The organism is Dethiosulfovibrio russensis (assembly GCF_021568855.1).
Taxonomy (GTDB): Bacteria; Synergistota; Synergistia; order Synergistales; family Dethiosulfovibrionaceae; genus Dethiosulfovibrio; species Dethiosulfovibrio russensis.
In genome coordinates this window covers 75,844-101,325 of sequence record NZ_JAKGUG010000009.1, presented here as the reverse complement: position 1 = coordinate 101,325, position 25,482 = coordinate 75,844, and the positions used below count along the sequence as shown (strand labels likewise).

Sequence of the window (25,482 nt, the reverse complement as noted above, 5' to 3'; positions counted from 1 at the left end):
GCAGTTAAGCCCTCCAGCGCCGATGGTACTGCGATTCGCTTCGTGGGAGAGTAGGTCGCTGCCAAGAGTCTTTTCCTTTTTTTCAACTACCAGCCCCGATCATCTTCCGATGGTCGGGGCTGGTCGCGTTATCACGCTTCCTAGATGGGCTTTCTTCCGTTAGAATAAAGCGGATAAGGAGGTGGATACAGATGGCCAAGATAGGCATAATATCGGATACCCACGGTGATCTTCACTCCTGGCAGAAAGCCTCCTCTCTTTGGGGCAAGGTGGAGTTGGTGTTGCATTGCGGCGATATCCTCACCCATCCCGAGACTTTGGCCAGTCGCCATCTCGCGGAGGAGATGAGCCTTTCTCAGGTTCCCGTCATGATCTCTCGCGGAAACTGTGACAGGGATTGCGATCAGAATCTTCTGGCGTGGCCGATTTCGTCTCCTTATGTCTCCCTGTTTTGGAAGGATCGATTTATCCTCATGGGACACGGACATCGATTTTCCGAGCTGAGAGATCTCTCCAGGAGGTGTCGACCTTCGATGGTGGTGACGGGGCATACTCACGTTGCCTCTTTGGTCAGGGAGGACGGCATAGTCTACCTGAACCCCGGATCGGCTAGTGCCCCGAGAGGGAGGGATCCGGCAAGCTTTGCGATAGTGAGCGAGGACGATATAGAGATCGTCACTCTGGAGGGTTTACAGCTATACAGGGAAAGATGGTAATATGGATCTATATAGGTTGTCAGAGGAGGTCCTGTTAAATGAGCCCAACTCAGGAGAAGCAGAAGATCAACGAAGCGGATATGTACGCAGAGGGTATCAATAAAGGAGAGGAAAAGATAATCCTGGTCTTTGGATTGAACGAGGAGAATTTCGGTCTGGATGTCCAGGATATCAGGGAGATCGTCAGGGTCCCTCCCATCGTCACCAGGGTTCCCAACGCTCCGTCTCATATCAAGGGAGTTATCAACCTAAGAGGGACCATCGTGCCGGTCTTGGATATATCCATGCGCATCGGGGAAGGCTCCAACGAGGAGACCTCCGAGTCCAGGATAATAGTGGTCGAATACTCGGACGTTTTGTTCGGCATATTGGTGGACGACGTCAAAGAGGTCAACACGATTTACGAGTCTCAGATCGAGCAGGTTTCCGATCTCGATTCCGCTGTGGATCAGGAGTTCATGAGGGGAGTCGCAAAGATGGAGGACGGTCGTCTGATAGTTCTTCTGGATCTTCCCGCTCTTTTCCAGATTGAGGGACTTGTAGAGGACGAAGGCAAGGAATAGATTTTATGATCCTCGTCGACCTTCACACCCATAGTAGCTGTTCGGATGGGACGGTCCCTCCGGATAAGCTGGCTAAACTGGCACATAGATCCGGCATTTCGGTTGTAAGTCTTACGGATCACGATACAGTCGATGGGGTCCCCGTTTTCACGAGGGAATGTCGTAGGCTGGGGGTAAAATCGCTCTCCGGGGTGGAGCTGTCTGCCGATTATCCGACTACCATGCATATCTTGGGATATGGTTTCGACCTAGCTTTTCCCGAGCTGGTGGAGGTATTGCAGGACCTGAGGGATCACAGGGAGAGGCGCAATCTGGAGATCATCGACAGGCTTCGCGACGTCGGAGTGGAGCTTACGTTGGACGATGTCCTTTCCGAGACTCACGGTAACGTCGTCACGAGGCCTCATGTGGCTAAGGCAATGATGAAAAAGGGCTATGCGTCTTCCATCTCCGAGTGTTTTCAACGTTATCTCAAAAGGGGGATGCCCGGTTACGTTTCCCGGAAGAGGCTTTCTCCCGAGATGTGTATCTCCTTGATAAAAAAGGCCGGCGGAGTGGCTTGTCTGGCCCATCCGATACAGACCTCCCAGGATCCGGTAGAGCTGAGGTCTATATTGAAGGAGCTGAAGGCACTGGGGCTGTGGGGGCTCGAGTGTATATCCAGACATCATAATTCGGAGCAGATATTCAACTATATGAGGTTGGCCTCCGAGCTTGAATTGCACTGTACCGCTGGTTCCGATTTTCACGGTTCCAATCGAGTAGGCGTCTCCATGGGCGTTCCCGTGGCCGAAGATTTTCTTCCTTGGGCACGTCTCGGAATCTCGCTTTAAATCAGTTCTCGGCTGTATAAAAAGGGGAGGGCCGTCGCCTTCCCCTTTCTCTATGCTATCATAGGGGACCGAGAGATAATGTCCTAGAGGGAGGATCACAGATGAAAATCGTCGATTTTAGAAGCGATACGGTAACCTGTCCTGGCGATGAGATGCGAAAAGTCATCTTCGAGGCGTCGGTCGGAGATGCCGGGTACGACGACGATCCGTCGGTCAACGAATTGGAGTCTTTGGCTGCGGAACTCGTAGGACAGGAGGCAGCTTTATTCGTGTCCTCCGGGATAATGGGAAATATTGTGTCCACCTTAACCCATTGTAGGAGGGGAGAGGCTATCCTAGTAGGAGACAAGGCCCATATTTACAGGTACGAAGGCGGCGGTTTTTCCGCCATAACCGGGGTGTTGCCCTACGTGTTGGACGACGAAACCGGAGTTCCCTCTCCGGAGAGCGTCAAAGACGCCTGTCCGATCAGAAACGTCCATTTTGCCCAGCCGTCCCTTCTGTGTCTGGAGAACACCCATAACGATAGAGGCGGTCTTGCGGTTTCACCAGTAGAGTTTCAGAAGACCGTCGAGATGGGCCGTGATATGGGACTCGCAGTTCATCTCGATGGAGCGAGAATCTTCAACGCAGCAGCGGCGTGGGACGTGGACGTGAAGGAGTATACTGCGTCGGTTGATTCGGTTCAGTTCTGTCTTTCCAAGGGTTTGGGAGCCCCTATGGGCGCTCTGCTTTGCGGATCGGAGGAGTTTATCTCGAGGGCCAAGTTCGCCAGAAAGATGGTGGGCGGAGAGCTTCGACAGGCTGGTTTCATGGCCGCCGCCGGGATCTATGCGTTAAAGAAAAACGTCGATCGTCTCGTAAAGGATCACGAGAATGCCTCGATAGCGGAGGGTCTTCTCTCTTCCGCCGATCTTATAGTGGAGTCCGTGCCGGAGGGAACCAGAGCGACCAACATGATATATTTCCATCTCCCCGAATCCGGCCCGGATAGCGAAGAACTTTCCCGAAGATGTCTCGATAAAGGCGTCCTCCTCAACGCTATGGAGCCCAGACGCATAAGGCTGGTCACCCATCTCGACATGGACGAAAAGGATCTCCGCCGTGGTGTGGAGGTAGTTCTGGAGGAGGTTAATAACTCTTGAGCCTGAAGAGGGAAGAGGTAGAGAGGATAGTTTTTTCCGTCGTCGAGAGGTCCATCGAAGGTGGAGCAGCCATGGCGGACGTGGTCTACGGCGATTCGGTCTCCCGTTCCGTCTCTCTCAGGGATGGGAATGTGGAGAATGTCAGAAGTTCCCAGTCCGGGGGCATAGGCCTCAGGGTGGTGGATTCGAGAGGTGCCCAGGGTCTTGCCAGCGTAAACTCTCTCGATCCCGACGGTATATCCCAGATGGTCTCGTGGGCTTTATCCAACTGCTCTCTGGGAGAGCCCAACGATTCGGTGGATATGTCCAGGAAACAGCCTGATTCTGACGAGTCCGATCTGGATCTATGGGACGATGAAATCCCCTCACTTGCCAGGGATGATCGTCTTCAGAGATGTCTGGAGATGCATAATAGGGCTTCCGATGCCGACGGAAGGATCCTGTCGATCCGTAGTTCGTCGTGGAGCGATGGATACGGCGAATCCTTTTACGCTAACTCCTTCGGTGTCTCTAGGTGGCACAGGGGAACCATCGTGTCCGCCGGTATGTCCCTCGTTACGGAGGACGGAGATTCCATGGAGATGGGTGGTTTCGGAGACGAGAGGAGATATCTTGAGGATCTGGATCACCTTCATATAGCCGATCGTGCCGTCGTTGAATCGGTTCGTACTCTCGGAGGAAAACCTCTTACGACGGGGGCATACGATCTCGTTCTGTCTCCCGATGCAGCCTCCTCCCTCCTATATGCCATTTCGGATATGTTTTTCGCGTCGTCGATACAGAAGAACCGCTCTCTCTTGAGAGGTCGACTTGGATCTAAGGTGGGAGCCTCTTGTCTCAATCTGGTGGACGACGGAAGACTGGTCAGAGGTATAGGATCGTCCGCGGCGGATGGAGAGGGTGTCCCCTGCGGGAAAACCTCTCTTTTGAGAGAGGGACGGTTGGAGTCTTTTCTCTACAGCTTGGAATACGCCAAGAAAGCGGGAGTTTCCTCTACGGGGAACGGTTTCCGAGGGGTGGCTACCGTTCCGGACGTGGATTTATCGAACATGTATCTGGAGCCGGACCTTTCCTCCCCCTCCTCCTTGATTCCCCTGGTCTCGAAAGGGCTTTATGTTTCCGATTTCATGGGACTTCATACCGTCAACTCCGTGACGGGGGAGTTCTCCCTCGGAGCAAAGGGCACCGCCATAGAGTCGGGGGGGCTGCAGGGGCCCGTCTCGGGAGTAACTGTAGCGGGCAATCTGATCGATCTCTTGATGAAGGTTTCCTCGGTAGGTAGGGATCTCACCTTTTTCGGAGATGTAGGTTCTCCTTCTCTGGTGGTCAGAGATGTTACGTTGGCCGGGTCCTAAAATACTGATCACGGCCCTGTGCGTCTTTCTTTTGGCTGGAAGTGCCTGGGCCGGGTGGCTTCTCTCCGAAAACGGAAATCCCGTAGGGGATATCCCCGTCAGAGAGCAGGGGAATGACGTGTTTGTATCCATAGGAGAGATGGCTCGCCAACTGGGTTGCTATCCTAAGACCCTAAACGACGGTTTGCTCATTAGAAAGGGTTCGGCCAGCATTCAGGTGGTTCCGAACGCCGCCGCCGTATGGCTCGGATACGAGATAATTCCGCTTCGTCGAAAGGCCTTCCTGGCTGACCAGAGATGGTGGATGGATTCAGAGTCGGCTCTTTTGGTGATGGAAAAGCTCCTGATAAAATCCGGCGAGAAGGCACGGCTTAAATGGAACGGCGTCGGAGACGGCGGCCCCGCTCCGTCCGAGGAGGAGCCTCGGCCTGTGGCGATAAAACCAGTCCTACCTGAGCCTAGTCCGTCCGATAAAGTCGTTGGCACCGCGGGAAACATCTCCGTGAGATGGGGTAACCACGAGGATCGGGTCAGGATGGTCTTGGAGTACTCTGGGAAACTCAACTATCGAAACGTTTCCGGAGGGGTTGAAATCGAGACCGACGGCAGGCTATCGACCGTTCCTCCCGACTCTTCAATATCGGTGAAAACCGTCAGCTTCGGAGGGCGATGGCGTCTGTCTGCCGTGGCCTCCGGATGGATCAGCAAGTCCTTCGAGCTGGAGTCTCCCAAGCGTTTGGTTGTCGATTTCATGCGCCCCTCCTCCTCAGTGACACCGGAGAAGCCGGTTCAGGCCGGTCCGAAACCGGCTCCGATTTCCCATAAAAAGCCGCCCCGTAAGGGGAAACCCTTGGTGGTCATCGATGCGGGGCACGGAGGGAAGGATCCAGGCGCAGTAGCAAACGGATACAGGGAAAAGATCGTTGCCCTTCAGATAGCGAAGAGGCTGGCCTCTCACGTCAGGGCATTGGGAATGGATGCCAGGCTGACAAGGGATGACGACAGATACCTGAAGCTCAATACCAGGACCACCCTTGCGAACCGATGGGACGCCGATGCCTTCGTCAGCGTGCATCTGAACGCTCTGCCTAAGGGCCGCCATGCCAAGGGGGTAGAGATATATATCATGGCCCTGCCCACCGATAAAGACGCAATGGCCCTGGCAAAGATAGAAAATGCGGAGATCGTCAACGGATCCAACGGTAACGGAGGGGACAAGACCGACATTTTGCTGAGCATTCTCGGCGATATGCAGCAGAACAACAAGATTCAGGAGAGCACCAGCTTCGCCGAGGCTCTTTTCGCTTCGGGGAAAGGCGGGGGATTGCCTATGAGACGGGTAGCTCAGGCTCCTTTTTACGTTCTCAGAGGTGCGGCTATGCCTGCCGTGTTGGTCGAAACTGGATTTATATCGGAAAAATCGGAAGCCAGGCTTTTGGCCAATCCCTCCTATCAGGAAAAGTTGGCCAAGGCTCTGGCCAAGGGAATAGCGGCATATCTGAAATGAAAGGAGTCGGTTTTATGAGAGACGACGATAGAGTTCGCCGCTCTAACCGAAGGAGTCGACTGGACAGGGACCGGGAAAGCTCCGGTGGAATCGTAAAATGGGTAGTCCGTCTTATAGCCTGGGGGGCCGTTGCCTCTATTTTCTTCTGCCTGGGCTATCTTTCCTCGGGGTGGCTCTTGAACTATCTTGACGGCCGGGGAATGGGAGGCCAGCCCGATGTGGTGGCCTCCAAGGAACAGGCGGAGCAGCTGCTGGATTCCTCTTCCGGAGATGGTATCCAGACCCTGGTCGATATGGGACGTCACGTGGCTTTTCCCATATATGTACCGGACGGCAAGGGCGGGTTGGCCAAAAGAGAGGTCAAAATAGTGTCTGGGCTCATGGAGGACGACCTGTCTAAGGTCGTAAATGCCCTTCTGGATGGACTGGTCGAGAAAAAGGTGTTGGCCTCGGACGTGGGGTTGCTTCACGTCTTTAGAGATGGAGAGACGCTTTTCATGGATTTTAATGACCCATTTGAGATAACTCTTTCCAAGATGTCCGCCTCTGAGGGAAACCTGCTCATGACCGGCATAGTCCGTTCGGTGGTAGAGAACTTCATGCCTGTTACGAGAGTTCAGTTCATGGTTGAGGGTAAGATCGAGAAATCCGCTGGAGAGGTCCCATTGTCTATGCCATGGGAGCTCAGACGGAAGGGTTGATTTCATAACGTGATCGAGAGGCTTTGAGAATGGCGAAAAACTGCGTTTTGGAAAGCAGGGCGGACGGAAGATCCGGCTACGATATGAGGGAGGTCTCCTTCCAGAGAGATTTTTCCTGTTACGCCGAGGGGTCCTGCCTGGTCTCTTTCGGAAAGACAAAGGTGCTGTGTACCGCTTCGGTCGAGGAAAAGGTCCCCCCTTTCCTGAGAGGGTCCGATAGGGGATGGGTCACAGCGGAATACTCTTTGCTGCCCAGATCGACCTCGACTCGGGTGTCAAGGGATATCTCCAGGGGAAGGTTGAACGGCAGAAGCAGCGAGATTCAGAGACTGGTGGGCCGGTCCCTGAGGGCTGCCGTAGATATGGAGTCGCTGGGAGAGAGGACTATCTGGATAGATTGCGACGTCCTCCAGGCCGACGGAGGAACGAGATCCGCCGCAGTCACCGGGGGGTTCGTGGCCTTGGTTGACGCTCTGCGTCATCTGTGGAGAATCGACAAGTTAAAGTCGATTCCTCTCAGATCCTACGTGGCTGCCGTAAGCGTAGGAAAGATCTCCGGAAAACTCCTGACCGATCTGTGTTACGACGAGGACAGCCGTGCAGAGGTCGATATGAACGTCGTTATGGACGGTCTAGGACGTCTTATAGAAATACAGGGCACAGGCGAGAAGGATACCTTTTCTCGGGATGAGATGAACGGCATGCTGGACCTGGCTTCTAAGTCGGTGGAAGAACTGATAGCCCTTCAGGAGAGGGCCCTGGAGATGGACGGAGAGGAGATGGAAGCGATTGCGTCTTCGTAAGATGGTAATAGCCAGTGGTAACAGAAATAAGTTCGAGGAGTTTCGGGATCTTCTGGCTCCTCTCGGAGTCGATCTGATTTTCGGTAGGGACATCTCGTCGCTTGACGTCGAGGAGACCGGCACTTCCTTTCTTGAGAACGCCTCGTTGAAGGCCAGATCGTGGGCTGAGGAAACCGGATTTCCCGCTCTTGCCGACGATAGTGGCATAGAGGTGAATGCCCTCGACGGTAGACCGGGCATATATTCCGCCAGGGTAGCCTCGGACGACGAAGGCTGTCGTAACTGGCTCTTGGAGTCCCTTCAGGGCAAATCCAACAGAGGTGCTAGATATACCGCTGCTCTAGTCTTGGCCTTCCCCGACGGGAAACTATGGTCGGTGGAGGGGCACTGTTATGGCACCGTAGCTCAGGAGCCCCGGGGGGCCAACGGTTTCGGCTACGATCCCATATTCGTGCCGGAAGGCTACGATATGACCTTCGGCGAGCTGGACCCGTCGATAAAGGCTCGCATATCTCATAGAGCGAAAGCGAGTGCGAGTTTTTTAAAGTGGCTTGCTTCGGCCGAAAATATGGTACAATAACCCGGCTATGACCTGGGATTTTCAACCTATCGGGAGGTGCAGAGGATGAAAACCACATTGGCTATCGTCCACATATTACTCTGCCTTGTGCTTATGGCGGTCGTTTTGATGCAGCACAGGAAACAGGGCGGATTTGGCGGGATCTTTGGAGGCGGCAGTCAGGCCGACATGGGGCCCAACCAGTGGCAACGTTTCACCGGATTAACTAAAATCACCGTGGTCGTCACCACTCTCTTCATGGTGACCTCGGTCGCTTTGGTTATACTCTAGGTCCCCGGGATATGGGCGATCGGGGCATATCCCGGCTCCGGGACGTAGCCGGTCTTTCCGTGAACAGGGATAGATTGGCCAGCGCGACCCACGAGGAGATACTAAAGGGAGAGACCACTGACATCTACTTCGTCAAAACCAGAGATGTCCTTGCGGCCGGAGGAATGTTGGAGACTCCGGTTGTCGCGGAGATCTTTACCAGAAAACCCGGTATCTTCGCCGGGCTTTCGGAGATGCTGCGGCTTCTGGAGGGGCAGAACCTGGAGATCTACGCTCTGGAAGAGGGGGATGCCTTCGATTCTAGGGAGGTTCTCGTTAGGGTTCACGGTTCCTATGGTTCTTTCGGGATGTTGGAGACGGTCTACCTCGGAATGTTGGCCAGCTCCACCGCCTGGGCGACCGCAGCCAGGGAATGCGTCGATGCTGCCGAGGGAAAACCGGTACTCTGTTTTGGAGCCAGGCATGTTCACCCGGCAGTTGCTCCGGTAATGGAGAAGGTCGCGGTCACGGTAGGGGGCTGTAAGGCAGCCAGCTGCATACTGGGAGCTAAACTGGCCGGTATGGAGCCCTCCGGAACCGTTCCCCATGCTGCCATACTCATAGCGGGGGATACCGTAAAGTTGGCGAAGCTATATGATGGAACCCTTTCTTCCGAGGAGCCGAGGCTCGTTTTAGTCGATACCTTTAAGGACGAGACAGAGGAAGCTCTGAGGGTCGCTAAGGCCCTGGAAGGGCGCCTTTCCGGTGTTCGTCTGGATACCCCTGGAGAGAGAGGCGGAGTCACTCCTGAGCTAGTAAAAGAGCTCAGATGGAGGCTGGACAAGGCGGGATTTCCCGAGGTCTCCATCGTTGCCTCCGGTGGACTTAATCCGGATAGAATAAGGGTTCTCTCCCAGGCGGGGGTGGACTCTTTCGGGGTGGGGAGCTATATCTCCAATCCCTCTCCTATGGATATGACAATGGACATCAAAGAGGTAGACGGGGTCCCTATCGCCAAGAGAGGCCGACTTCCTGGTATAATGGATAACCCAAGACTCAAGAGAGTTCTATAAGCTTCAGAACTCAAAGGGGTAATTTTATAGATTAAATTTTCCCTCCGAAAGAGCGCCTTCGAGGCCGGGTAACGATAGGGCCGCCACAGCCCCCCTGAGATAGACCATCGACCCGTTATCGATGTGGTTCCCCAGAACCCTGAGCGATTCTCTCGGAAGAGGAATGACGGAACATAAAATTCGATAAGATAAACAGGATATCTACAACTATAAGGAGAGTGTTGGTAATGAGCGACCACCGCACCTTCATGGCAAAAAAGGGCGCCTTCCAGCGTGGCTGGTACGTCGTAGACGCCACCGATAAACCTCTCGGACGTCTTGCCGCCCAAATAGCCATGGTTCTCATGGGCAAGCACAAGCCCACCTATACGCCTCACGTCGACACCGGCGATTTCGTGATAGTCGTAAACGCTGAAAAGGTAAAACTTACAGGACGTAAGGTCGATAAAAAAGTCTATCGCCATTCCGGTTATCCCGGCGGTCTCAAGGAGACCACCTACGGCGAGATTCTTGCGAAGCATCCGGAGCGCCTGATCGAGAAAGTGGTCAAGGGCATGGTCCCGAGGAACAAGCTTCAGTTGAGCCGCAAGCTCAAGGTGTATGCCGGACCCAATCATCCCCACGCGGCTCAGAAGCCCGCGGAGATGGAAGTTTAGTTTGTGATATGGAGGGAGATTGAATATGCAGACTTCATTCACCTGGGGAACCGGTAGGCGTAAGAACGCCATCGCTAGGGTTCGTATCGCTTCCGGCGAGGGAACCGTCAGGATAAACGACAGAGAGGTGGAAGAGTACTTCCCCAGGCTCTGTTGGATGGCTCAGGCCCTTGAACCCCTCAAGACGGCGGGTATCGAGGGGAAAGTGGATGTTTTCGTTAACGCTCACGGCGGCGGGTTGACCGGTCAGGCCGGAGCTGTGAGGCTCGGAATTGCGAGAGCCCTCATAAAGATGAACCCCGAGCTCAGGCCTATACTCAAGAAGGCCGGTATGCTCTGCAGGGACTCCCGTATGGTCGAGCGTAAAAAGTACGGCCAGAAGGGTGCCCGCGCGAAGTACCAGTTCTCCAAGCGTTAAATTACAAATCAGATCTCTGTGGAGCCGATTTTCATCGGCTCCTTTTTTTTGTCTTGAGCTTCCCTTCGGTGTAGTGATAAACTTGATCGGTATAGATTCATACGATTATGGAAGGGGAGAGGGCATGAAATACGATAGACGTAAAGGCTCTTTCCTGTTTCGTCTCTTCCTGGTCGCGACATTCTTGTCTCTCGTTGCGGTAGTGCTTTATTTCGGCAGGTCTTACGTTGAATACAGCAGGTACAGACGGGAGCGATTCGACTTCGTATGCGATGTTCAGGAAAAAAATCTGATAGAACAGGCTAGGCTCGTCAGCAGCGGCCTGTTTCTAAAAGATCAGGTGGTAGACGGCTCCATAAGGATGGCTCTTCGTAAGTACGGTGAACACTACGTTTCCTCCGGTATGGACCCGGAAAAACTGGATCTCCAGGAGGTAAGGGAAGCCGTTTCCTATGTTTTGGGACGTCCCATCTCCTCCATAAGTCTGGGGCTTATAGATAGAGATGGAGTCATGATCAAGGGGATCGGAGGAGCTACCGTAGGTCTGGATTTCAAGAACTGGCCGCCCTTCTATAAACAGATCATGGTTATGTTCGAGATGAAGGAACCTAGGGTCGATCCATGGAGCCGTAAGTTGAGCTCTCCCGAGCAGGTCTTCAAATATGGATACTATCCTACTTCCGATGGCAGGTATCTTTTGGATTTAGGTGTCGCAGGAGAGAGAAGCTACGAGCTTGGAGACGATACATTTTCGTTCGAGGCCGTGTTGAAAAGGGCTTCCGAGAAGGATCCCGACCTGAAATTCGTGGCTTTCATCAATAGATCCTTTAGCTTTTTGGGAGCGGAGAAACTTGATGTCGATGTACAACTGGATCAAATGGGGCTGGACTCGGAGTTGATCCGAAATACGATATCCTCGGTCTTCAGAAGCGAAAGCGACATAGAGATAAAGAGTCCCGACGATCTCCTTCTTAGATTCACCTATGTTGATTTCAATAACAAGGCTTCAGCCTCGGGAAAGAATCTCAATATGGTGCTTTTCATGGTTTCGTCTATGGAGTCTTTGCATAGGGACATAGCGCTCAAGCTCAGGGAATGCGTGGCGTCGGTCATAGTGGCCTTCTCCATATCAGTTTTAGGGGTCTTCGCTCTCTACAGATATCTTTTCTGTCAGGTGAACGTTATACTGGAGGATCTGGAGATTATCGCTTCGGGAGACCTCGATCACAGGATAGAGACCGGCGCCATGGTGGAGCTTAGGCGACTGGAGAAAAGTGTCAATAAAATGGTCCGACGTCTCAAGAGGAATATCGATGATCTCAAAGAGGGATCGCTGAGATTGGGCCGAGAGTTGGAGCTTAGAAAAAAAACGGAAGAGAAGTTAAGAGGGGCCAACGAGGCCCTCTTCGTCCAGGCCAACGTGGACGAGCTTACCGGGATTTTTAACCGTCGTAGGATAATGGATCTTCTGGCTCGGGAGATAGCGAGATGTTACGAGGACGGAGGAACCTTCGGGATCATCCTTTTCGATCTCGATAAGTTCAAGGAAGTCAACGATGTCATGGGCCATCTTTTCGGCGACAAAGCACTCTCCAAGATCGGGGAACTGATGAAAGATCGTCGCGGAGTCGGTTTCGAGGGGCGTTACGGAGGAGACGAATTCATCATCCTTTTGCCCGAGATGGATATCGAAGAGGCTGTAGAGGAAGGGCTCGCTTTCTGGAAAAAGGTCTCTGAAACCGATTTTGACGGAGTAAGCATAACCGTCAGCATGGGGGTTACCTCCTTTTCCGCCGGTGACACGATAGAGAGCCTATTAAACAGGGTGGACGGTCTGCTTTACGAGGCTAAAGACAGAAGAGATCGAATATGCAGCGATGTTGACCGTAGAAAAGACCGAGGGTTATCATAGGCTAGGTACGTTTTTAAAATCGAACGCAGTTACGAGGAAGGGGATGACCATGGATCAGGGAGCGGTCCCTTTAGGACCACCGTCGAAACGGATTCACATATATAACAAGAGACGTCCCTGATGTCGGATCGCCGCCTTTGGGATCGACGTCCTGATAGACGTCTCGGAGGAGGCGATCGTAATGACCGGAAAGAACCGATTCGAAGAGGACTTTCCTCTCATAGAGTCGTTCCTGGAGGAACGTGCCTTCCTTAAGGCTAAGGAAGAACTGTCGTCCATGGAGCCGGCCGATATTGCCGAAGGGCTGGAGGATCTGTCTCCTGCTCGAATGGTGTTTTATTTTAGACTTTTATCGAAAGACCAGGCCATAGAGGTCTTCGAGCTCATGGGGTCTGACGAGCAGCAGAGGCTGATAGAACACGTCACGGATAAAGAGGTGGCGGAGATCATAGAGGAGATGTCCGACGACGACAGGACGGAACTTCTGGATGAATTGCCGGCGAAGACCGTCAAAAAACTTTTGCTTCAGCTCTCACCGGAGGAGAGGAAGCTGGCCAACAAGCTACTCAATTATCCGGACTATTCTGCGGGCAGGATAATGACGCCGGAATTCATAGATCTAAAAGGCAATATGACCGCCGAGGAAGCGGTCACCAGGATTCGCTCCATAGCGAGGAAAAAGGAGACAATCTACACCTGTTTCGTCATAGACGAGGCTCGACATCTCCAGGGAGTTATCGAGCTGGAAGACCTCATCATGGCGGAGTCTCATACCAAGGTTGAGGCCATAATGGACGACGATCCGGTCTTTACACTGACGACCTCTGACCAGGAGGAAGTGGCCAGGATCATGTCCCGATACGACCTTCATACCATACCGGTCACGGATAAAGAGGACCGTCTGGTCGGGATAGTGACCTTCGACGACGTCCTGGATATTCTGGAGGAGGAGGCCACTGAGGACTTCGAGAGGATGGCCGGTATACAGCCGGTGGAGGACAGCTATCTGGACGTCAACCTCTTCACCATGGTTAGAAAGCGTTTCTTCTGGCTGGTGATATGCATAATGACCGAGGCTTTCACTTCCTCGGTCTTGAAACACTATTCTTTCACTATCCAGAGCGTGGTTTCTCTGACCTTTTTCATCCCCCTGCTTATAGGAACGGGAGGAAATGCCGGAACACAGGCGTCTACCTTGATGATCAGAGGAATGACCGTTGGGGACATCGACTGGAAGGATATAGGGCGTATTTTGTTTAGAGAGACGCTGTCGGGACTCCTCCTAGGTGGGGCATTGGCGGTATTGGGATTTGCTAGGGCCTGGATGTTGGGCACCGGACTTGGAGTCAGTCTGACCCTTACGTTTGCCATCGTGGCGGTCGTCTTGATGGGGAATCTTGCCGGGACCGTGCTTCCACTTATAGCAAGGGCTCTTAAGCTAGATCCTGCGATAATGTCCGGGCCATTCATAACGACGATAGTGGACGTGTTTGGCCTGGTGGTGTATTTTGAGATAGCTCGGGCGGTTCTTAAGACCTGATCCCGGAGCGAAGGGAGATAGAACGTATGTCCTTAAAACACAGAGTCGAATTATTGGGACTGGTGGTCGCCGCCCTGGCGGCGGTGACTATTCCAGCTTGGGGTCAGGAGATTCTAACGGTGGATCAGGCGTTGCAGCTCGCATATGACAACAATCCCACCATCATGGCTTCCTCCGCCAAAGAGGAGCAGGCCAGACAGAGAATAAACGAGGCGGAGGCCGCCAAGCTGCCCCATCTGGGGGCGTCTCTTGCGGCCCAGTTCTCAAAGGATGCTACGACATATCCCCTTATCGATAAAGCTACAGGACTTCCCTATGCCAATAAGGATTTTGCAATGGCAGGTTATCGGAACGCCTATCAGGCCGCCCTTACCTTGAACTGGCTTCTCTACAGCAGCGGTTCCGTGTCCAACACGGTGCGCTCCAGGGAGCTGGCCTTTTCCGGCGTAGAGGCCCAGTCGGTTAGAACAGGCCAGTCTGTGGAGAACGGCGTCAAAAAAGCCTACTATGATCTTCAGAGGTACAGGGCCAAACTGACCGTCGCTCAGGAGTCTCTGGAGTTGGCCAGGGAACATCTCTCACAGGTCGAGTCTTTCTATAAATACGGTGTGGTCGCCAAGGATCAGGTGCTCAGGGTTCAGGTGGACGTTTCGGACGGAAAACTCAACGTCATAAAGGCGGAGAACGCCGTGGATGTTGGGTGGAGGGCTTTGGAGAGAGCGGTTGGAACCTCTCTTAGGGATGTTTTCCTCCTTCCTGAGCCCGAGACGTTCGTTTCGGATCGTTCCGTTCCGGAGGATCCCGTCGCATCCGCCATGGTCCATAGGCCCGAATTGGCCTCGTTGGAGTATTCGCGCAGAGCTGCCCTTTCCCTGGCGAGGGCTGCGGCGGGCTCCAGAGGCCCTCAGGTGGCCTTTCAAGGCCAGCTTCAGAACGTGGACGATAGCTTCTTCCCCGGTGGAAACGACGATTGGAAGGTAACCCTTTCCGCCACATGGGAGTTTTACGACGGTGGAGCCAGTATCGCTCAGGAGCGCCAGGCTAAGGCCTCGGCGCAGGAGCTTCTCTATTCCATAGAGGATCTCAAGAAACAGATAGTTCTGGAGATATCCTCGGGCAAGCTCAACCTCGAGTCGGCCCTTCAGAGGATAGAGGTCGCCCAGGATCAGGTGGCCAGTGCGGAAGAGGATTACAGAATGGCCCTCAAACGTTACACCGCCAACGTAGGGACCAATATAGACGTGCTTGACGCCAGAGTGGCTTTGTCGAACGCCAGGACCCAGCTGGTGGACGCGGTCTACGATACTTACACGGCGAGATCCGACCTGGAGTACGCCACGGGGGCTTCGGAGAATTTCGTCCTGAAGACCGAAGAAACTCAAAAAGACGAGATCAAGGAAGAAGAGAAGAGTTGACATAATCTCATTTCCCTGTATAATACGTTCTTGTCGCAGGCCGGCGTAGCTCAGTTGGTAGAGCAGCTGATTTGTAATCAGCAGGTCACCAGTTCGAGTCTGGTTGCCGGCTCCAGATACCAATTACGTGGTAGTGTGGCCGAGTGGTCAAAGGCAGCAGACTGTAAATCTGCCGGCTTTCGCCTACGGTGGTTCGAATCCACCCGCTACCACCATTTAATTTTTTTGATGCCGACTTAGCTCAGTAGGTAGAGCACATCCATGGTAAGGATGGGGTCCCCGGTTCGAGTCCGGGAGTCGGCTCCAGAGGTTCCAGGGGCCCGGATTTTTATCCGAGCCCCTTGTTTTTTCTGCCCCCCTTGACATCAAGGTCAGTTATATCGTATCTTTTCGCATTAGGGTTGTCCATAACCGGCTGCGGCCGACTGTAAGCCGTATTTTTTGGCCGTTACGGTATAGGATAATCTCGAAGGTATGGTACAATCTCATATGCTGGATGGAAAATAAAGCACGTCCCTCTAGGGGCGCACTTAAGTAAATGGGGAGGTCTTACTACCATGGCAAAAGAGAAATTTGAAAGGACAAAACCGCATCTGAACATAGGGACCATCGGTCACATCGACCACGGCAAGACGACCTTGACGGCGGCTATCTCGAAATCGCTTTCGACTGAAGGCTATTCGGATTTCACCAAATTCGAGGATATCGACAAGGCCCCTGAGGAGAGAGAGCGCGGAATAACGATCAACATCGCTCACATCGAGTATCAGACGGACAAGCGTCACTACGCTCACATCGACTGCCCCGGACACGCCGACTACATCAAGAACATGATCACCGGAGCAGCACAGATGGACGGAGCCATTTTGGTGGTTTCCGCCGCGGACGGCCCGATGCCTCAGACGAGGGAGCACGTTCTTCTCGCCCGTCAGGTGAACGTTCCCGCCCTTGTGGTCTTCATGAACAAGGTCGACATGGTCGACGACGATGAGCTTCTGGACCTCGTCGAGATGGAGATCAGAGAGCTTCTGGATAAATACGAGTTCCCCGGAGACGACGTGCCGATAGTCAGGGGTTCCGCCCTGAAGGTTCTCGAGGAGAGCGACGGCGGCAGGGAGAGCGAGTGGAGCAAGGACATCTGGGCGCTCATGCAGGCCTGTGACGACTACTTCCCCGATCCCGTTCGCGAGACCGACAAGCCCTTCCTCATGCCCATAGAGGACGTCTTCACCATCACCGGTCGCGGAACCGTCGTAACCGGAAGGGTAGAGCAGGGAGTCATCCACTCCGGCGACGAGGTTGAGATAGTCGGAATCAAGGATACCCAGAAGACCGTGGCGACCTCTCTCGAGATGTTCCGCAAGATCCTGGACGAGGCTCTTGCTGGAGACAACGTAGGAGTTCTCCTTCGCGGAACCGGCAAGGACGATGTCGAGCGCGGCCAGGTACTGTCCAAGCCGGGATCGATCAAGCCTCACACCAAGTTCAAGGCAGAGGTCTACGTCTTGAAGAAGGAAGAGGGCGGACGTCATACGCCGTTCTTCAAGGGCTACAAGCCTCAGTTCTACTTCCGTACCACCGACATAACCGGAGCCATCGAGCTTCCCGAGGGAGTGGAGATGGTGATGCCCGGAGACAACGCCACCTTTAAGGTTGAGCTTATCCACCCGATCGCCATGGATACCGGTCTTCGCTTTGCTATCCGTGAGGGCGGCCACACTGTAGGTGCCGGCGTCGTCACCGAGATTCTCGAGTAGAAAAATAAAACGTTCGGTCCGCCCCTGCTGGCTCGACGGCGGGGGCCGACCCCTCTTAAGGGAGTGAGAGATATGGCGGATCAGATCGGCCTTCAGTGCACCGAGTGCAAAAGGCGGAACTACATCAGCTCTGTGAACAAGAAGAACATGAGCGGTAAGCTGGAGCTGAGCAAGTACTGTAAGTTCTGCAAAAAACACACCTTGCATAAAGAGACCAAGTAGTGTAGAATACTTTCTTGGCGCAGGTCCGTAGCTCGAATTGGCAGAGCACCGGACTCCAAATCCGGGGGTTGAAGGTTCGAGTCCTTCCGGGCCTGCCATTTTTTTTACTATCAATGACGATTGGAGGCCAGGGTCATGCAGAAAGTCTTCGGTTTTATTCGAGAGGCCAGAGCAGAGCTCAAAAAGGTAACTTGGCCCGGTAAGCAGCAGGTTTGGTATTCCACCCTGGTCGTCATATTTGTGACCCTACTCGTAGCTGTCTACCTCGGGATCGTCGATATGGCATTGACCGGTATTTTTTCGAGGGTTATTGGATAGCCTTCCATATGGTGATCCAGTGGAAGTCTCCAGTATCTAAGAACAGGGAGGTTTAAGGGGGCCGAAGATGTCGGGTCCCTTTTTTTATCATGGCGACCACTAATCAAAAAAAATGGTATATTGTTCAGACCTATGCGGGATACGAAAACAAGGTTAAGGCTAACCTCGAGCAGAGGATCGCCACAATGGGCATGGAGGATAAAATCTTCGATGTCTTGGTCCCCGTAGAGGAAAAAGTGGTCGTCAAGGACGGTAAGTCCAAAAAGGTGACTAAAAAACTTTTCCCTAGCTACGTTCTCGTAGAGATGGTCATGGAGGACCAGCCTTGGTATGTCGTGAGACATACCCCCGGAGTTACCGGTTTCGTAGGTTCAGGTAACCACCCAATTCCCCTCTCCAATAGAGAGGTGGACGATATCATGAGCAAGATCGGTCTCTCCGGTTCCAAGAAGAACGACCGTCCCGCCTTCGAGATGAACCTTAAGAAAGGTGACGTCATCAAGGTCAAGTCGGGGCCCTTCGAGGGAGCGGTAGGACCTATCATCGAGGTCCTGCCGGAAAAGGGGAAGGTCAAGTTCAGCGTCTCCGTATTTGGAAGAGACACACTTGTCGAGATCGACTACGTCGAGATCGATAAGCTTTAGCCTGTATCGGCTGATAGAGACATCAGCTTCAACCATCAACGAGAGGAGTTTTATCGTATGGCTAAGAAAGTCATAGGACAGATCAAGTTGCAGTTGCCCGCGGGCAAGGCGACCCCGGCGCCGCCCGTAGGTCCTGCCCTTGGTCAGCATGGCGTCAACATAATGGAGTTCTGCAAGCAGTTCAACGCAAAGACCAGCGATCAGCCTGGGATGATCATCCCCGCTATCATAACGGTCTACGCCGACCGCAGTTTCTCCTTCGAGCTCAAGACACCGCCTGCAAGCGTTCTGATCAAGAAGCTTGTGGGAGTGGCGAAGGGGTCCGGTGAACCCAACAAGAACAAGGTTGGAACCATCACCAAGGCTCAGCTTCAGGAGATTGCCGAGATAAAGAAGCAGGATCTCAACGCGAATGATGTGGATGCCGCTATGTGTATGATCGCAGGGACCGCTCGTTCTATGGGGATTCAGGTCGTAGACTAACCTGTTTTCCCCTGTGGCAGGGATCTAAAAACCTGTCCCGCTACGACCACAAACAAGGAGGATATGTCGATGTCTAAGCAAGGAAAAAGATACGCTGAAATGGCAAAGAAGATCGATCTTCAGAGGTCTTACAGCCTGGAAGAAGCGATCGCGCTTGTAAAGGAAAACGCTAAAGCTAAGTTCGACGAGAGCATCGAGGTCCATCTTCGTCTCGGCGTCGATCCCCGCCATGCCGATCAGCAGGTGCGTAGCACTGTGGCTCTTCCTCACGGTACCGGCAAGACCAAGCGGGTACTGGTTATCACTACCGGGGAGATGGGGGAGGAAGCCAAGGAGGCCGGCGCGGACTTTGTCGGTGGAGAGGACATGGTCCAGAAGATCCAGGGTGGTTGGCTGGATTTTGAGTCCGTAGTCGCCACACCGGACGCTATGAAGTTTATCGGTCGTCTAGGTAAGATCCTCGGGCCCAGAGGGCTTATGCCCAGTGCCAAGGCCGGAACAGTGACCACCGATATCGTGAATGCCGTCAAGGAAATTAAGGCCGGTAAGGTAGAGTTCAGGGTGGACAAGTTCGGAATCGTCCATAACGCCGTCGGTAAGGCCAGCTTTTCTAAAGAAGACCTGTTTGCCAACCTCAAGTCGTTTTACGGAGCTATACTTAAGGCCAGACCGGCTGCGGTTAAGGGAACCTATGTCAAGAGTTTTTCCCTCACATCTACCATGGGGCTCGGCATAAAGGTGGATCCCTCCGCTGCACAGAAGGAGATTTCCGACTAAAAATTAGACATCCCACTGGTGTGGGAGTATAATCGCTAATCGTTGGAACTTAAGACAGTGGGTCCTCGTGAGAGGGTAATGGTCGTGTACCACCCACCGAGGTTCGGAGCGTTTTTCATGTCTCTCAGATCATGGAATCTAGGCTTCCGATCCTCGGTGGATCGGAAGCCTATCTTTTTTTGAGGAGGTGAAAATATGCCCGCATCTATAAAGTTTGAAATGGTATCGGAGCTCAAGAAAAAGCTCGAAGGTGCCGAAGCCGTGTTTGTCTGTGAGTATCGTGGCCTTACCGTCGCTCAGGCGACGGAGTTCAGACGTCTCGTCAGGGAAGCCAGCGGAGAGGTGAAGGTCGCCAAGAACACCTTGGTCAGACTCGCTCTTGGAGAGGTCGGTATGGCCGTTCCGGAGGATATCACCGTCGGCCCCAACGCCTATGTAATCGCCCATGAAAACAGCCCGGCAGTTGCCAAGGCCATGAAGGAGTTTGCCTCCAAGAAGGAAAACAAGGCTATGGTCATCAAGGGAGGTCTCATGGGAAGCGACATTCTGAGTCTGGATCAGGTCATGGCTCTGGCCGATCTTCCTTCCAGGGATCAGATGCTCGCCCAGCTTGTCGGTACTCTGGCAGGTCCTATCAGAGGACTGGTCACAGTGCTTTCCGGCCCGTCTCGTGGATTGGTTACCTGTCTCTCCCAGCTTGCGGAGAAGAAGGGATCCGACGCAGCTTAAATTCAGTCGCTTAGCGGCTTAATTAAAATAAGGGGAAGATTCCCCGTTAGAATTCTGAGGAGGAAAAACAAATGACCCGTGAGGATATCATAAAGGCTATTGAGGAAATGTCCGTTCTTGAGCTCTCCGAGCTCGTCAAGGAACTTGAGGATAAGTTCGGCGTATCAGCCGCCGCTCCCGCCATGATGATGGCCGCTCCCGCTGCCGGTGCCGCCGGTGCTGCCGAAGAGGAGAAGACCGAGTTCAACGTCGTACTTAAAGAGGCCGGTTCCCAGAAGATCAAGGTCATCAAGGTTGTTCGTGAGATCACCGGTCTTGGCCTTAAAGAGGCCAAGGAGCTTGTCGACAACCCTGGAAAAGCTATCAAAGAGGGCGTTGCCAAGGACGAGGCCGAGAGCGTCAAGAAGCAGCTTGAGGAAGTCGGAGCTACTGTCGAGCTGGCCTAAACAAGGCTGTATCGACCATATCTATAACTTTAAAGGATGTCGTCTTTTGACGATGTCCTTTTTTTATAGTTACTATGTCATTTCTAGTGATTGACCGTACTTTGTTTTCATGGTATATCTTTTGATAGAGAGATTCGTTATCTTTTGAACGAAGTCGAAGGAGGCTTTTTTTATGCAGGAAATAAGAGCAGCGGTTGACGCTTTCTGGGCCGACCTGAAGAAGGGGTGTAACAATATCATCAGTTGCGATCAGCTTCAGGAGCAGATCGAGAAGAAATCTCCTCTCTATATCTTGGACATCAGAAAGCCCGAGGATTACGCCGAGGATCATATAGACGGAGCGATAAACATCCCTTGGGGCGAGGTCGGAGACTATCTGGACGATCTGCCTAAGGACGAGAAGATAATCGTGGTATGTTACACCGGCCAGACCGCCGGTCAGACGGTCGCTCTTTTGAAGCTCCTGGGCTTTGACTGTTGTTCTCTCAAGGGTGGTATGAGCTGCGATAAGGCTCATCTGCCCCTTGCCGCTTCCTGTTCCTCCTGAATGTAGCCTAAAATCCTCTGGCAGAGGGTCTTATAGAAAAGCCCCGGTTTTTTCCCCGGGGCTTTTTGTTTTCTCCTTCGAGGAACGAGATTATAATGGTATCGTTTCTTTAAGAGAGGAGATGAGCCGATGGTAGTGGATGCTCACGTTCACGTTTACCCCGAAGTCCTTTTAAGGGATCAGGAAAGGATATCCGAGAAGGAGCCTCACTTCGATCTTCTGACCAATAACAAAGTTCATAAGTGGGGAACCGTGGACGATCTGATCGTCAGGATGGACGAGACCGGTGTGGACCAAAGCTGGATATTCGGCTTTGCCTTCAGGGATATGGGGCTATGCAGGTTGTGCAACGATTACATCGTCGAAGCGGTCAAACGATGGCCTGATCGCCTGAAGGGGTTTGCTGTAATACCTCCTCTAAATCCGGAGATGGAGAGCGAGATAGAGAGATGTCACGATGCCGGATTGATCGGAGTAGGAGAGCTTTTTCCCCAGGGACAGATGTTGGACCTGGACGATGTCAGACAGACTTGGAGACTCGTAGGAGCCTGCCACGAAAGGGATATGGTTATATCGATACATACAGCAGAGCCCGTCGGTCACGATTACGACGGCAAGGGAAATGTCGGGCCCAAAGAAGCCGCTCAGTTTTGTCTCAATCATCCGGAAGCCAAGGTCATATTCGCCCATTGGGGCGGAGGGTTGTGGCTCTATGAGTCCATGCCGGAGATGAAGGAAGCGTTGAAAAACGCCAGATACGATACTGCTGCCTGGCCTTGGTTGTACGATGAAAAAATTCTTCCCGCTGCTTTCGCTGCCGGGGTGGGACATAAAATACTCTATGGTTCCGATTGGCCTATATTGTCCTATCCCAGATACGATGCACTGCTCTCAAAAACCGGATTATCCGAGGAAAGGCTGGATATGGTGCGGTCGAAAAACGCGTTGTCCTTTTTGGATCGAGTCTGTTGACAATATCGGCTTCCCAATATATACTACCTCTTGCGTTGGTTCGCTGAGGCCGTTGGGCGGTTAGCTCAGCGGAAGAGCATCTGCCTTACACGCAGAGGGTCACAGGTTCGAACCCTGTACCGCCCACCATTTTTTTTCACGACCATGCGGGGTCGTAGCTCAGTTGGTTAGAGTGCCGGCCTGTCACGCCGGAGGTCGCGAGTTCAAGTCTCGTCGGCCCCGCCATTTTAGTGGCGAGATAGCTCAGTTGGTAGAGCAGCGGACTGAAAATCCGCGTGTCCCCAGTTCAATTCTGGGTCTCGCCACCATCTGTATTTGTGCGGAAGTAGCTCAGGGGTAGAGCACAACCTTGCCAAGGTTGGGGTCGCGGGTTCAAATCCCGTCTTCCGCTCCATGAAGGCGGCATAGCCAAGTGGTAAGGCAGAGGACTGCAAATCCTTTATCCCCGGTTCGAATCCGGGTGCCGCCTCCACTTTATTCCTCGGTAGCTCAGCTGGCAGAGCGGGTGGCTGTTAACCACTAGGTCGCAGGTTCGAGTCCTGCCCGGGGAGCCAGAAATCATAGAATGACCCTTGATTCGTCAGGGGTCATTTTTTGTTTTTCTCGTAGGCGTATAATAGATCTCGGGTTTTACACAGTCTGATTTGTCTGGAGGTTTCCCGAGATGGAAAAAGCTAAGATTCCCGAGATGGTTCTAGGGGTTTTGGGAGGCATGGGGCCGGCTGCTTCCGCCGAGTTCATGAGGTTGATGACCGACCTGGCTCCCGCTGAATGCGATCAGGAGCATCCAAAGGTATTCTTATACTCAAATCCTCAGATTCCCGACCGTAGTTCCGCTATCATCGGTAAAGGGAGGAGTCCCGAGGCAGATCTTAGAGATGGGCTGGAGACCCTGATCGATTGGGGAGCCGATCTGTTGGCCGTGCCTTGCAATACAGCTCATTTCTTCATAGACGGATTTAGAGATGAACTGTCTGTCCCTCTGATTCATATAGTGGAGGCTACCTTGGAGCTTGCCGTTCTAAACAGCCCCTCCGGGGCTTGGCTTCTCTCGACAGAAGGAACACTGAAAAGCGGTCTATATCAAAAAGAGGCGCATAAAATAGGTTATAGACTGTTGCTGCCTCCTGAAGAGGTGTCGACCGATATCATGAGGAGTGTTCATTCGGTTAAAGCCGGAGATCTGCCTCTTTCCGGCGAGATGATCTCATCGGTAGTGGAAGAACTTCGTTCCATAGATGATCTGCCGATGGTGGCTGCCTGTACGGAACTTCCTTTGGCCTATAGCGCTTCAGGTCTCTCCGAAGATGGCATGATATCCAGCCTGATGGCTTTGGCTAAAAAATGTATAGATAGCCTTTATATCTGACTTTTAGGGCTTGAGGCTCAGTTAAACTGGGGCCTTCAAGCCCTTTTTCCATGTCTATTTCCCTTGAGAAAGCAATCTTTATGGTAGTATTGAATGGATCTTTTTCGGACTATTATAACTATGCTGTAAGGCCCTTCTCGTTATAACGAGTAGGAGCTTTAAAACACTGGAGGGACTGTCATGGATGAGTGTCTCGTTTTGGAAAGATCGGAAGTCTTCTCGCTGTCCAGGCGTGGAGCAATTCTTTCCATGGAGGTCTACAGCCCCCCTGTTGCGGTGCTGGAACTCTTGGGAACCCTCAATAAATACGTAGATCCCAAGGATGTGGATCTAGATCGTGTTCGAGAGATAGCGATGTCAGGAGGTTCGGGCGAGATCGGCCGTGTCAAAGATTTGGAAGATATATCCGGACCAAGCATCAGGATAATGGACGGAGGAGCCCGTTGTCTTGTCTCCTTGCCGCCCGGTTTCGACGATCTCGAGATGTTGGAATCCCTGTTGGCATCCAAGGGGGTCGTCCATGGAATCGATCTCGAAGAGATGAAGAGGTTGGTTTCGATGAGTTCAGAGGGAGACGCGGTCTCGGATGCCTTGATAGCTCTTGGAACCCCGCCGTCTCACGGGAAGGACGGCTGGATAGAGTACATGAAGGAAAGGCCCTCTGGGGCGCCTCGAACGGATGATTCCGGTCAGGTGGATTTCTACTCTCTAGATCTGGTCGTTCAGGCCCATAAAGGAGATGTGTTGGCGGTTCGTCATGATCCTATTCCCTCGGAGGAGGGGATTACCGTCACAGGCGAGCCCATTCCGGGTAAAAAGGTCAAGGGTGTTCGAATTTCCTTCGGGAAGGGAATCGAGATGGACGGTAACTCCCTCGTAGCGTCGGTGGACGGTCAGGTGATATGGAAGGGCGACAGAATGTCGATAGAGCCCTTACTCGTCATATCCGGTAACCTTGGGCCGGATACGGGGAACGTCGATTACGATGGTCCCGTATTGGTCAAGGGAGACGTTCAGGACGGTTACAACCTCAGAGCGGGGGGAGATGTGGAGATACAGGGGTGTGTGGAAAGGGCTTCGGTAAAAAGCGGAGGCTCGGTCTCCGTCCTTTACGGCATAGCCGGTAAGGGCTACGGAGCGGTAAAGGCAGATGGAAATGTGTGGGCTAAGTTCGTTCAGGAGGCAGAGGTCCACTGTTCTCAGCTGAAGGTCAACGAATACATTCTCCGGTCCAAAATCTTTGCCAAGAGCGGAGTTTTCGTGGAGGGTCGAAACGGAGTCGTGATGGCCTCCAGGATAGAGGCCGCGGCCTACGTGAACGTCAGGTCAGTGAAGGTCTTTAAAAAAGACGACACGGCCATATCCATAAGCGGTATGTCCAGAGTTACCCTGTTCGATCAATATAGAAAGCTCCAGGACGAGAGTGCAGAGGCAAAGGATGAGATGATAGCCCTGTCTAGCATGATAAGGACTTTATCTCAGAAGGGGCTCTATAGGAAGGCGAAGACTCATCTATCGAAGTTCATTGATTTGGAGGAAACTCAGTCTCTTCGAACTAACAAGCTTCACGCTTTCAAAGAGACTCTCATGAATCTAAAGGGCGACGCCACCTTCAGCCTGATAGGAAACGCAACGGGGGATGTTTCCGTGAGATTGAAGAACGTACCGTGCAGGGTAGAGAACGGCGCTAGGTGGATGACCATGTATTACGACCCCGACTCTAATGAGGTTCGGGTTGTCTCGAGGAGTTGA

General features: G+C 52.9%; 28 protein-coding genes and 10 tRNA genes. All 38 read left to right on the top strand.

Going from position 1 to position 25,482, the window contains the following annotated elements:
* Positions 1-191 precede the first annotated feature (191 nt).
* The 38 genes from yfcE (at position 192) to L2W48_RS10410 (ending at position 25,482) form a co-directional block, all read left to right on the top strand.
* On the top strand, positions 192-716 hold the full coding sequence (gene yfcE / locus L2W48_RS10595; protein WP_236099720.1) for a phosphodiesterase: 525 nt from the start codon (positions 192-194) through the stop codon (positions 714-716).
* A gap of 38 nt (positions 717-754) precedes the next feature.
* Complete coding sequence (locus L2W48_RS10590; protein WP_236099721.1) at positions 755-1,279, top strand: chemotaxis protein CheW; 525 nt, start codon at positions 755-757, stop codon at positions 1,277-1,279.
* A gap of 5 nt (positions 1,280-1,284) precedes the next feature.
* Complete coding sequence (locus L2W48_RS10585) at positions 1,285-2,112, top strand: PHP domain-containing protein (protein WP_236099722.1); 828 nt, start codon at positions 1,285-1,287, stop codon at positions 2,110-2,112.
* 101 nt (positions 2,113-2,213) lie between these two features.
* A complete protein-coding gene (locus L2W48_RS10580; protein ID WP_236099723.1) occupies positions 2,214-3,257 on the top strand; it encodes a threonine aldolase family protein in 1,044 nt (347 codons plus the stop codon).
* Positions 3,254-4,612 carry a TldD/PmbA family protein gene (locus tag L2W48_RS10575; protein WP_236099724.1) on the top strand — a complete coding sequence of 453 codons (1,359 nt, stop codon included), beginning with the start codon at positions 3,254-3,256 and terminating at the stop codon, positions 4,610-4,612. The genes L2W48_RS10580 and L2W48_RS10575 overlap by 4 nt, the downstream gene beginning before the upstream one ends.
* Positions 4,590-6,119, top strand: a complete 1,530-nt coding sequence (locus L2W48_RS10570) for an N-acetylmuramoyl-L-alanine amidase family protein (protein ID WP_236099725.1) — start codon at positions 4,590-4,592, stop codon at positions 6,117-6,119. The genes L2W48_RS10575 and L2W48_RS10570 overlap by 23 nt, the downstream gene beginning before the upstream one ends.
* A gap of 14 nt (positions 6,120-6,133) precedes the next feature.
* Positions 6,134-6,820 (top strand): GerMN domain-containing protein, encoded by a 687-nt coding sequence (locus L2W48_RS10565; protein ID WP_236099726.1) that lies wholly within the window; start codon positions 6,134-6,136, stop codon positions 6,818-6,820.
* Between the two features lie 29 nt (positions 6,821-6,849).
* Positions 6,850-7,623: a ribonuclease PH gene (gene rph, locus L2W48_RS10560; protein ID WP_268906549.1), complete on the top strand. Its 774-nt coding sequence runs from the start codon at positions 6,850-6,852 to the stop codon at positions 7,621-7,623.
* Positions 7,610-8,203, top strand: a complete 594-nt coding sequence (gene rdgB / locus L2W48_RS10555; RefSeq protein ID WP_236099727.1) for an RdgB/HAM1 family non-canonical purine NTP pyrophosphatase — start codon at positions 7,610-7,612, stop codon at positions 8,201-8,203. The genes rph and rdgB overlap by 14 nt, the downstream gene beginning before the upstream one ends.
* 45 nt (positions 8,204-8,248) lie before the next feature.
* Positions 8,249-8,473 (top strand): preprotein translocase subunit SecG, encoded by a 225-nt coding sequence (gene secG / locus L2W48_RS10550; RefSeq protein ID WP_236099728.1) that lies wholly within the window; start codon positions 8,249-8,251, stop codon positions 8,471-8,473.
* A gap of 11 nt (positions 8,474-8,484) precedes the next feature.
* Positions 8,485-9,525, top strand: a complete 1,041-nt coding sequence (locus tag L2W48_RS10545) for a nicotinate phosphoribosyltransferase (RefSeq protein ID WP_236099729.1) — start codon at positions 8,485-8,487, stop codon at positions 9,523-9,525.
* A 227-nt stretch (positions 9,526-9,752) separates the two neighbouring features.
* Positions 9,753-10,181 carry a 50S ribosomal protein L13 gene (gene rplM, locus L2W48_RS10540; RefSeq protein WP_236099730.1) on the top strand — a complete coding sequence of 143 codons (429 nt, stop codon included), beginning with the start codon at positions 9,753-9,755 and terminating at the stop codon, positions 10,179-10,181.
* A gap of 25 nt (positions 10,182-10,206) precedes the next feature.
* Positions 10,207-10,599, top strand: a complete 393-nt coding sequence (rpsI, locus tag L2W48_RS10535; protein ID WP_005659233.1) for a 30S ribosomal protein S9 — start codon at positions 10,207-10,209, stop codon at positions 10,597-10,599.
* Between the two features lie 124 nt (positions 10,600-10,723).
* Positions 10,724-12,511 (top strand): GGDEF domain-containing protein, encoded by a 1,788-nt coding sequence (locus L2W48_RS10530; protein WP_236099731.1) that lies wholly within the window; start codon positions 10,724-10,726, stop codon positions 12,509-12,511.
* 181 nt (positions 12,512-12,692) lie between these two features.
* Entirely contained in the window at positions 12,693-14,051 is a 1,359-nt protein-coding gene (gene mgtE, locus L2W48_RS10525; protein WP_236099732.1) for a magnesium transporter, read from the top strand.
* A 26-nt stretch (positions 14,052-14,077) separates the two neighbouring features.
* A complete protein-coding gene (locus L2W48_RS10520) occupies positions 14,078-15,466 on the top strand; it encodes a TolC family protein (protein WP_236099733.1) in 1,389 nt (462 codons plus the stop codon).
* A gap of 39 nt (positions 15,467-15,505) precedes the next feature.
* A tRNA-Thr gene (locus L2W48_RS10515) sits at positions 15,506-15,581 on the top strand.
* A gap of 14 nt (positions 15,582-15,595) precedes the next feature.
* Positions 15,596-15,681 (top strand) — tRNA-Tyr (locus tag L2W48_RS10510).
* Positions 15,682-15,696: 15 nt separating this feature from the next.
* Positions 15,697-15,772, top strand: a tRNA-Thr gene (locus L2W48_RS10505).
* Positions 15,773-16,023: 251 nt separating this feature from the next.
* Positions 16,024-17,223 carry an elongation factor Tu gene (gene tuf / locus L2W48_RS10500; protein WP_236099734.1) on the top strand — a complete coding sequence of 400 codons (1,200 nt, stop codon included), beginning with the start codon at positions 16,024-16,026 and terminating at the stop codon, positions 17,221-17,223.
* A gap of 72 nt (positions 17,224-17,295) precedes the next feature.
* Positions 17,296-17,445 carry a 50S ribosomal protein L33 gene (gene rpmG, locus L2W48_RS10495; RefSeq protein WP_005659223.1) on the top strand — a complete coding sequence of 50 codons (150 nt, stop codon included), beginning with the start codon at positions 17,296-17,298 and terminating at the stop codon, positions 17,443-17,445.
* A gap of 21 nt (positions 17,446-17,466) precedes the next feature.
* Positions 17,467-17,543, top strand: a tRNA-Trp gene (locus L2W48_RS10490).
* Positions 17,544-17,580: 37 nt separating this feature from the next.
* The gene (gene secE, locus L2W48_RS10485; protein WP_005659221.1) at positions 17,581-17,763 is read left to right on the top strand and encodes a preprotein translocase subunit SecE; all 183 of its coding nucleotides are present in this window, start codon (positions 17,581-17,583) and stop codon (positions 17,761-17,763) included.
* A gap of 89 nt (positions 17,764-17,852) precedes the next feature.
* Positions 17,853-18,407 carry a transcription termination/antitermination protein NusG gene (nusG, locus tag L2W48_RS10480; RefSeq protein ID WP_236099735.1) on the top strand — a complete coding sequence of 185 codons (555 nt, stop codon included), beginning with the start codon at positions 17,853-17,855 and terminating at the stop codon, positions 18,405-18,407.
* Positions 18,408-18,464: 57 nt separating this feature from the next.
* Complete coding sequence (gene rplK, locus L2W48_RS10475; RefSeq protein ID WP_005659218.1) at positions 18,465-18,890, top strand: 50S ribosomal protein L11; 426 nt, start codon at positions 18,465-18,467, stop codon at positions 18,888-18,890.
* A gap of 69 nt (positions 18,891-18,959) precedes the next feature.
* Entirely contained in the window at positions 18,960-19,667 is a 708-nt protein-coding gene (rplA, locus tag L2W48_RS10470; protein WP_236099736.1) for a 50S ribosomal protein L1, read from the top strand.
* 195 nt (positions 19,668-19,862) lie between these two features.
* A complete protein-coding gene (gene rplJ, locus L2W48_RS10465) occupies positions 19,863-20,396 on the top strand; it encodes a 50S ribosomal protein L10 (RefSeq protein ID WP_236099737.1) in 534 nt (177 codons plus the stop codon).
* A gap of 71 nt (positions 20,397-20,467) precedes the next feature.
* Positions 20,468-20,842, top strand: a complete 375-nt coding sequence (gene rplL, locus L2W48_RS10460) for a 50S ribosomal protein L7/L12 (RefSeq protein ID WP_236099738.1) — start codon at positions 20,468-20,470, stop codon at positions 20,840-20,842.
* A 172-nt stretch (positions 20,843-21,014) separates the two neighbouring features.
* Positions 21,015-21,389 carry a rhodanese-like domain-containing protein gene (locus L2W48_RS10455; protein WP_236099739.1) on the top strand — a complete coding sequence of 125 codons (375 nt, stop codon included), beginning with the start codon at positions 21,015-21,017 and terminating at the stop codon, positions 21,387-21,389.
* Between the two features lie 129 nt (positions 21,390-21,518).
* Positions 21,519-22,361: an amidohydrolase family protein gene (locus L2W48_RS10450; protein ID WP_236099740.1), complete on the top strand. Its 843-nt coding sequence runs from the start codon at positions 21,519-21,521 to the stop codon at positions 22,359-22,361.
* Positions 22,362-22,415: 54 nt separating this feature from the next.
* Positions 22,416-22,490: transfer RNA gene (locus L2W48_RS10445), tRNA-Val, on the top strand.
* Between the two features lie 19 nt (positions 22,491-22,509).
* Positions 22,510-22,586: transfer RNA gene (locus L2W48_RS10440), tRNA-Asp, on the top strand.
* Between the two features lie 7 nt (positions 22,587-22,593).
* Positions 22,594-22,669, top strand: a tRNA-Phe gene (locus tag L2W48_RS10435).
* Positions 22,670-22,680: 11 nt separating this feature from the next.
* Positions 22,681-22,755, top strand: a tRNA-Gly gene (locus L2W48_RS10430).
* 4 nt (positions 22,756-22,759) lie between these two features.
* Positions 22,760-22,833: transfer RNA gene (locus L2W48_RS10425), tRNA-Cys, on the top strand.
* 6 nt (positions 22,834-22,839) lie between these two features.
* Positions 22,840-22,915 (top strand) — tRNA-Asn (locus L2W48_RS10420).
* A gap of 110 nt (positions 22,916-23,025) precedes the next feature.
* Positions 23,026-23,730 carry an aspartate/glutamate racemase family protein gene (locus tag L2W48_RS10415; RefSeq protein ID WP_236099741.1) on the top strand — a complete coding sequence of 235 codons (705 nt, stop codon included), beginning with the start codon at positions 23,026-23,028 and terminating at the stop codon, positions 23,728-23,730.
* Positions 23,731-23,910: 180 nt separating this feature from the next.
* Positions 23,911-25,482, top strand: coding sequence for a flagellar assembly protein A (locus L2W48_RS10410; protein WP_236099742.1), 1,572 nt, complete (start codon positions 23,911-23,913; stop codon positions 25,480-25,482).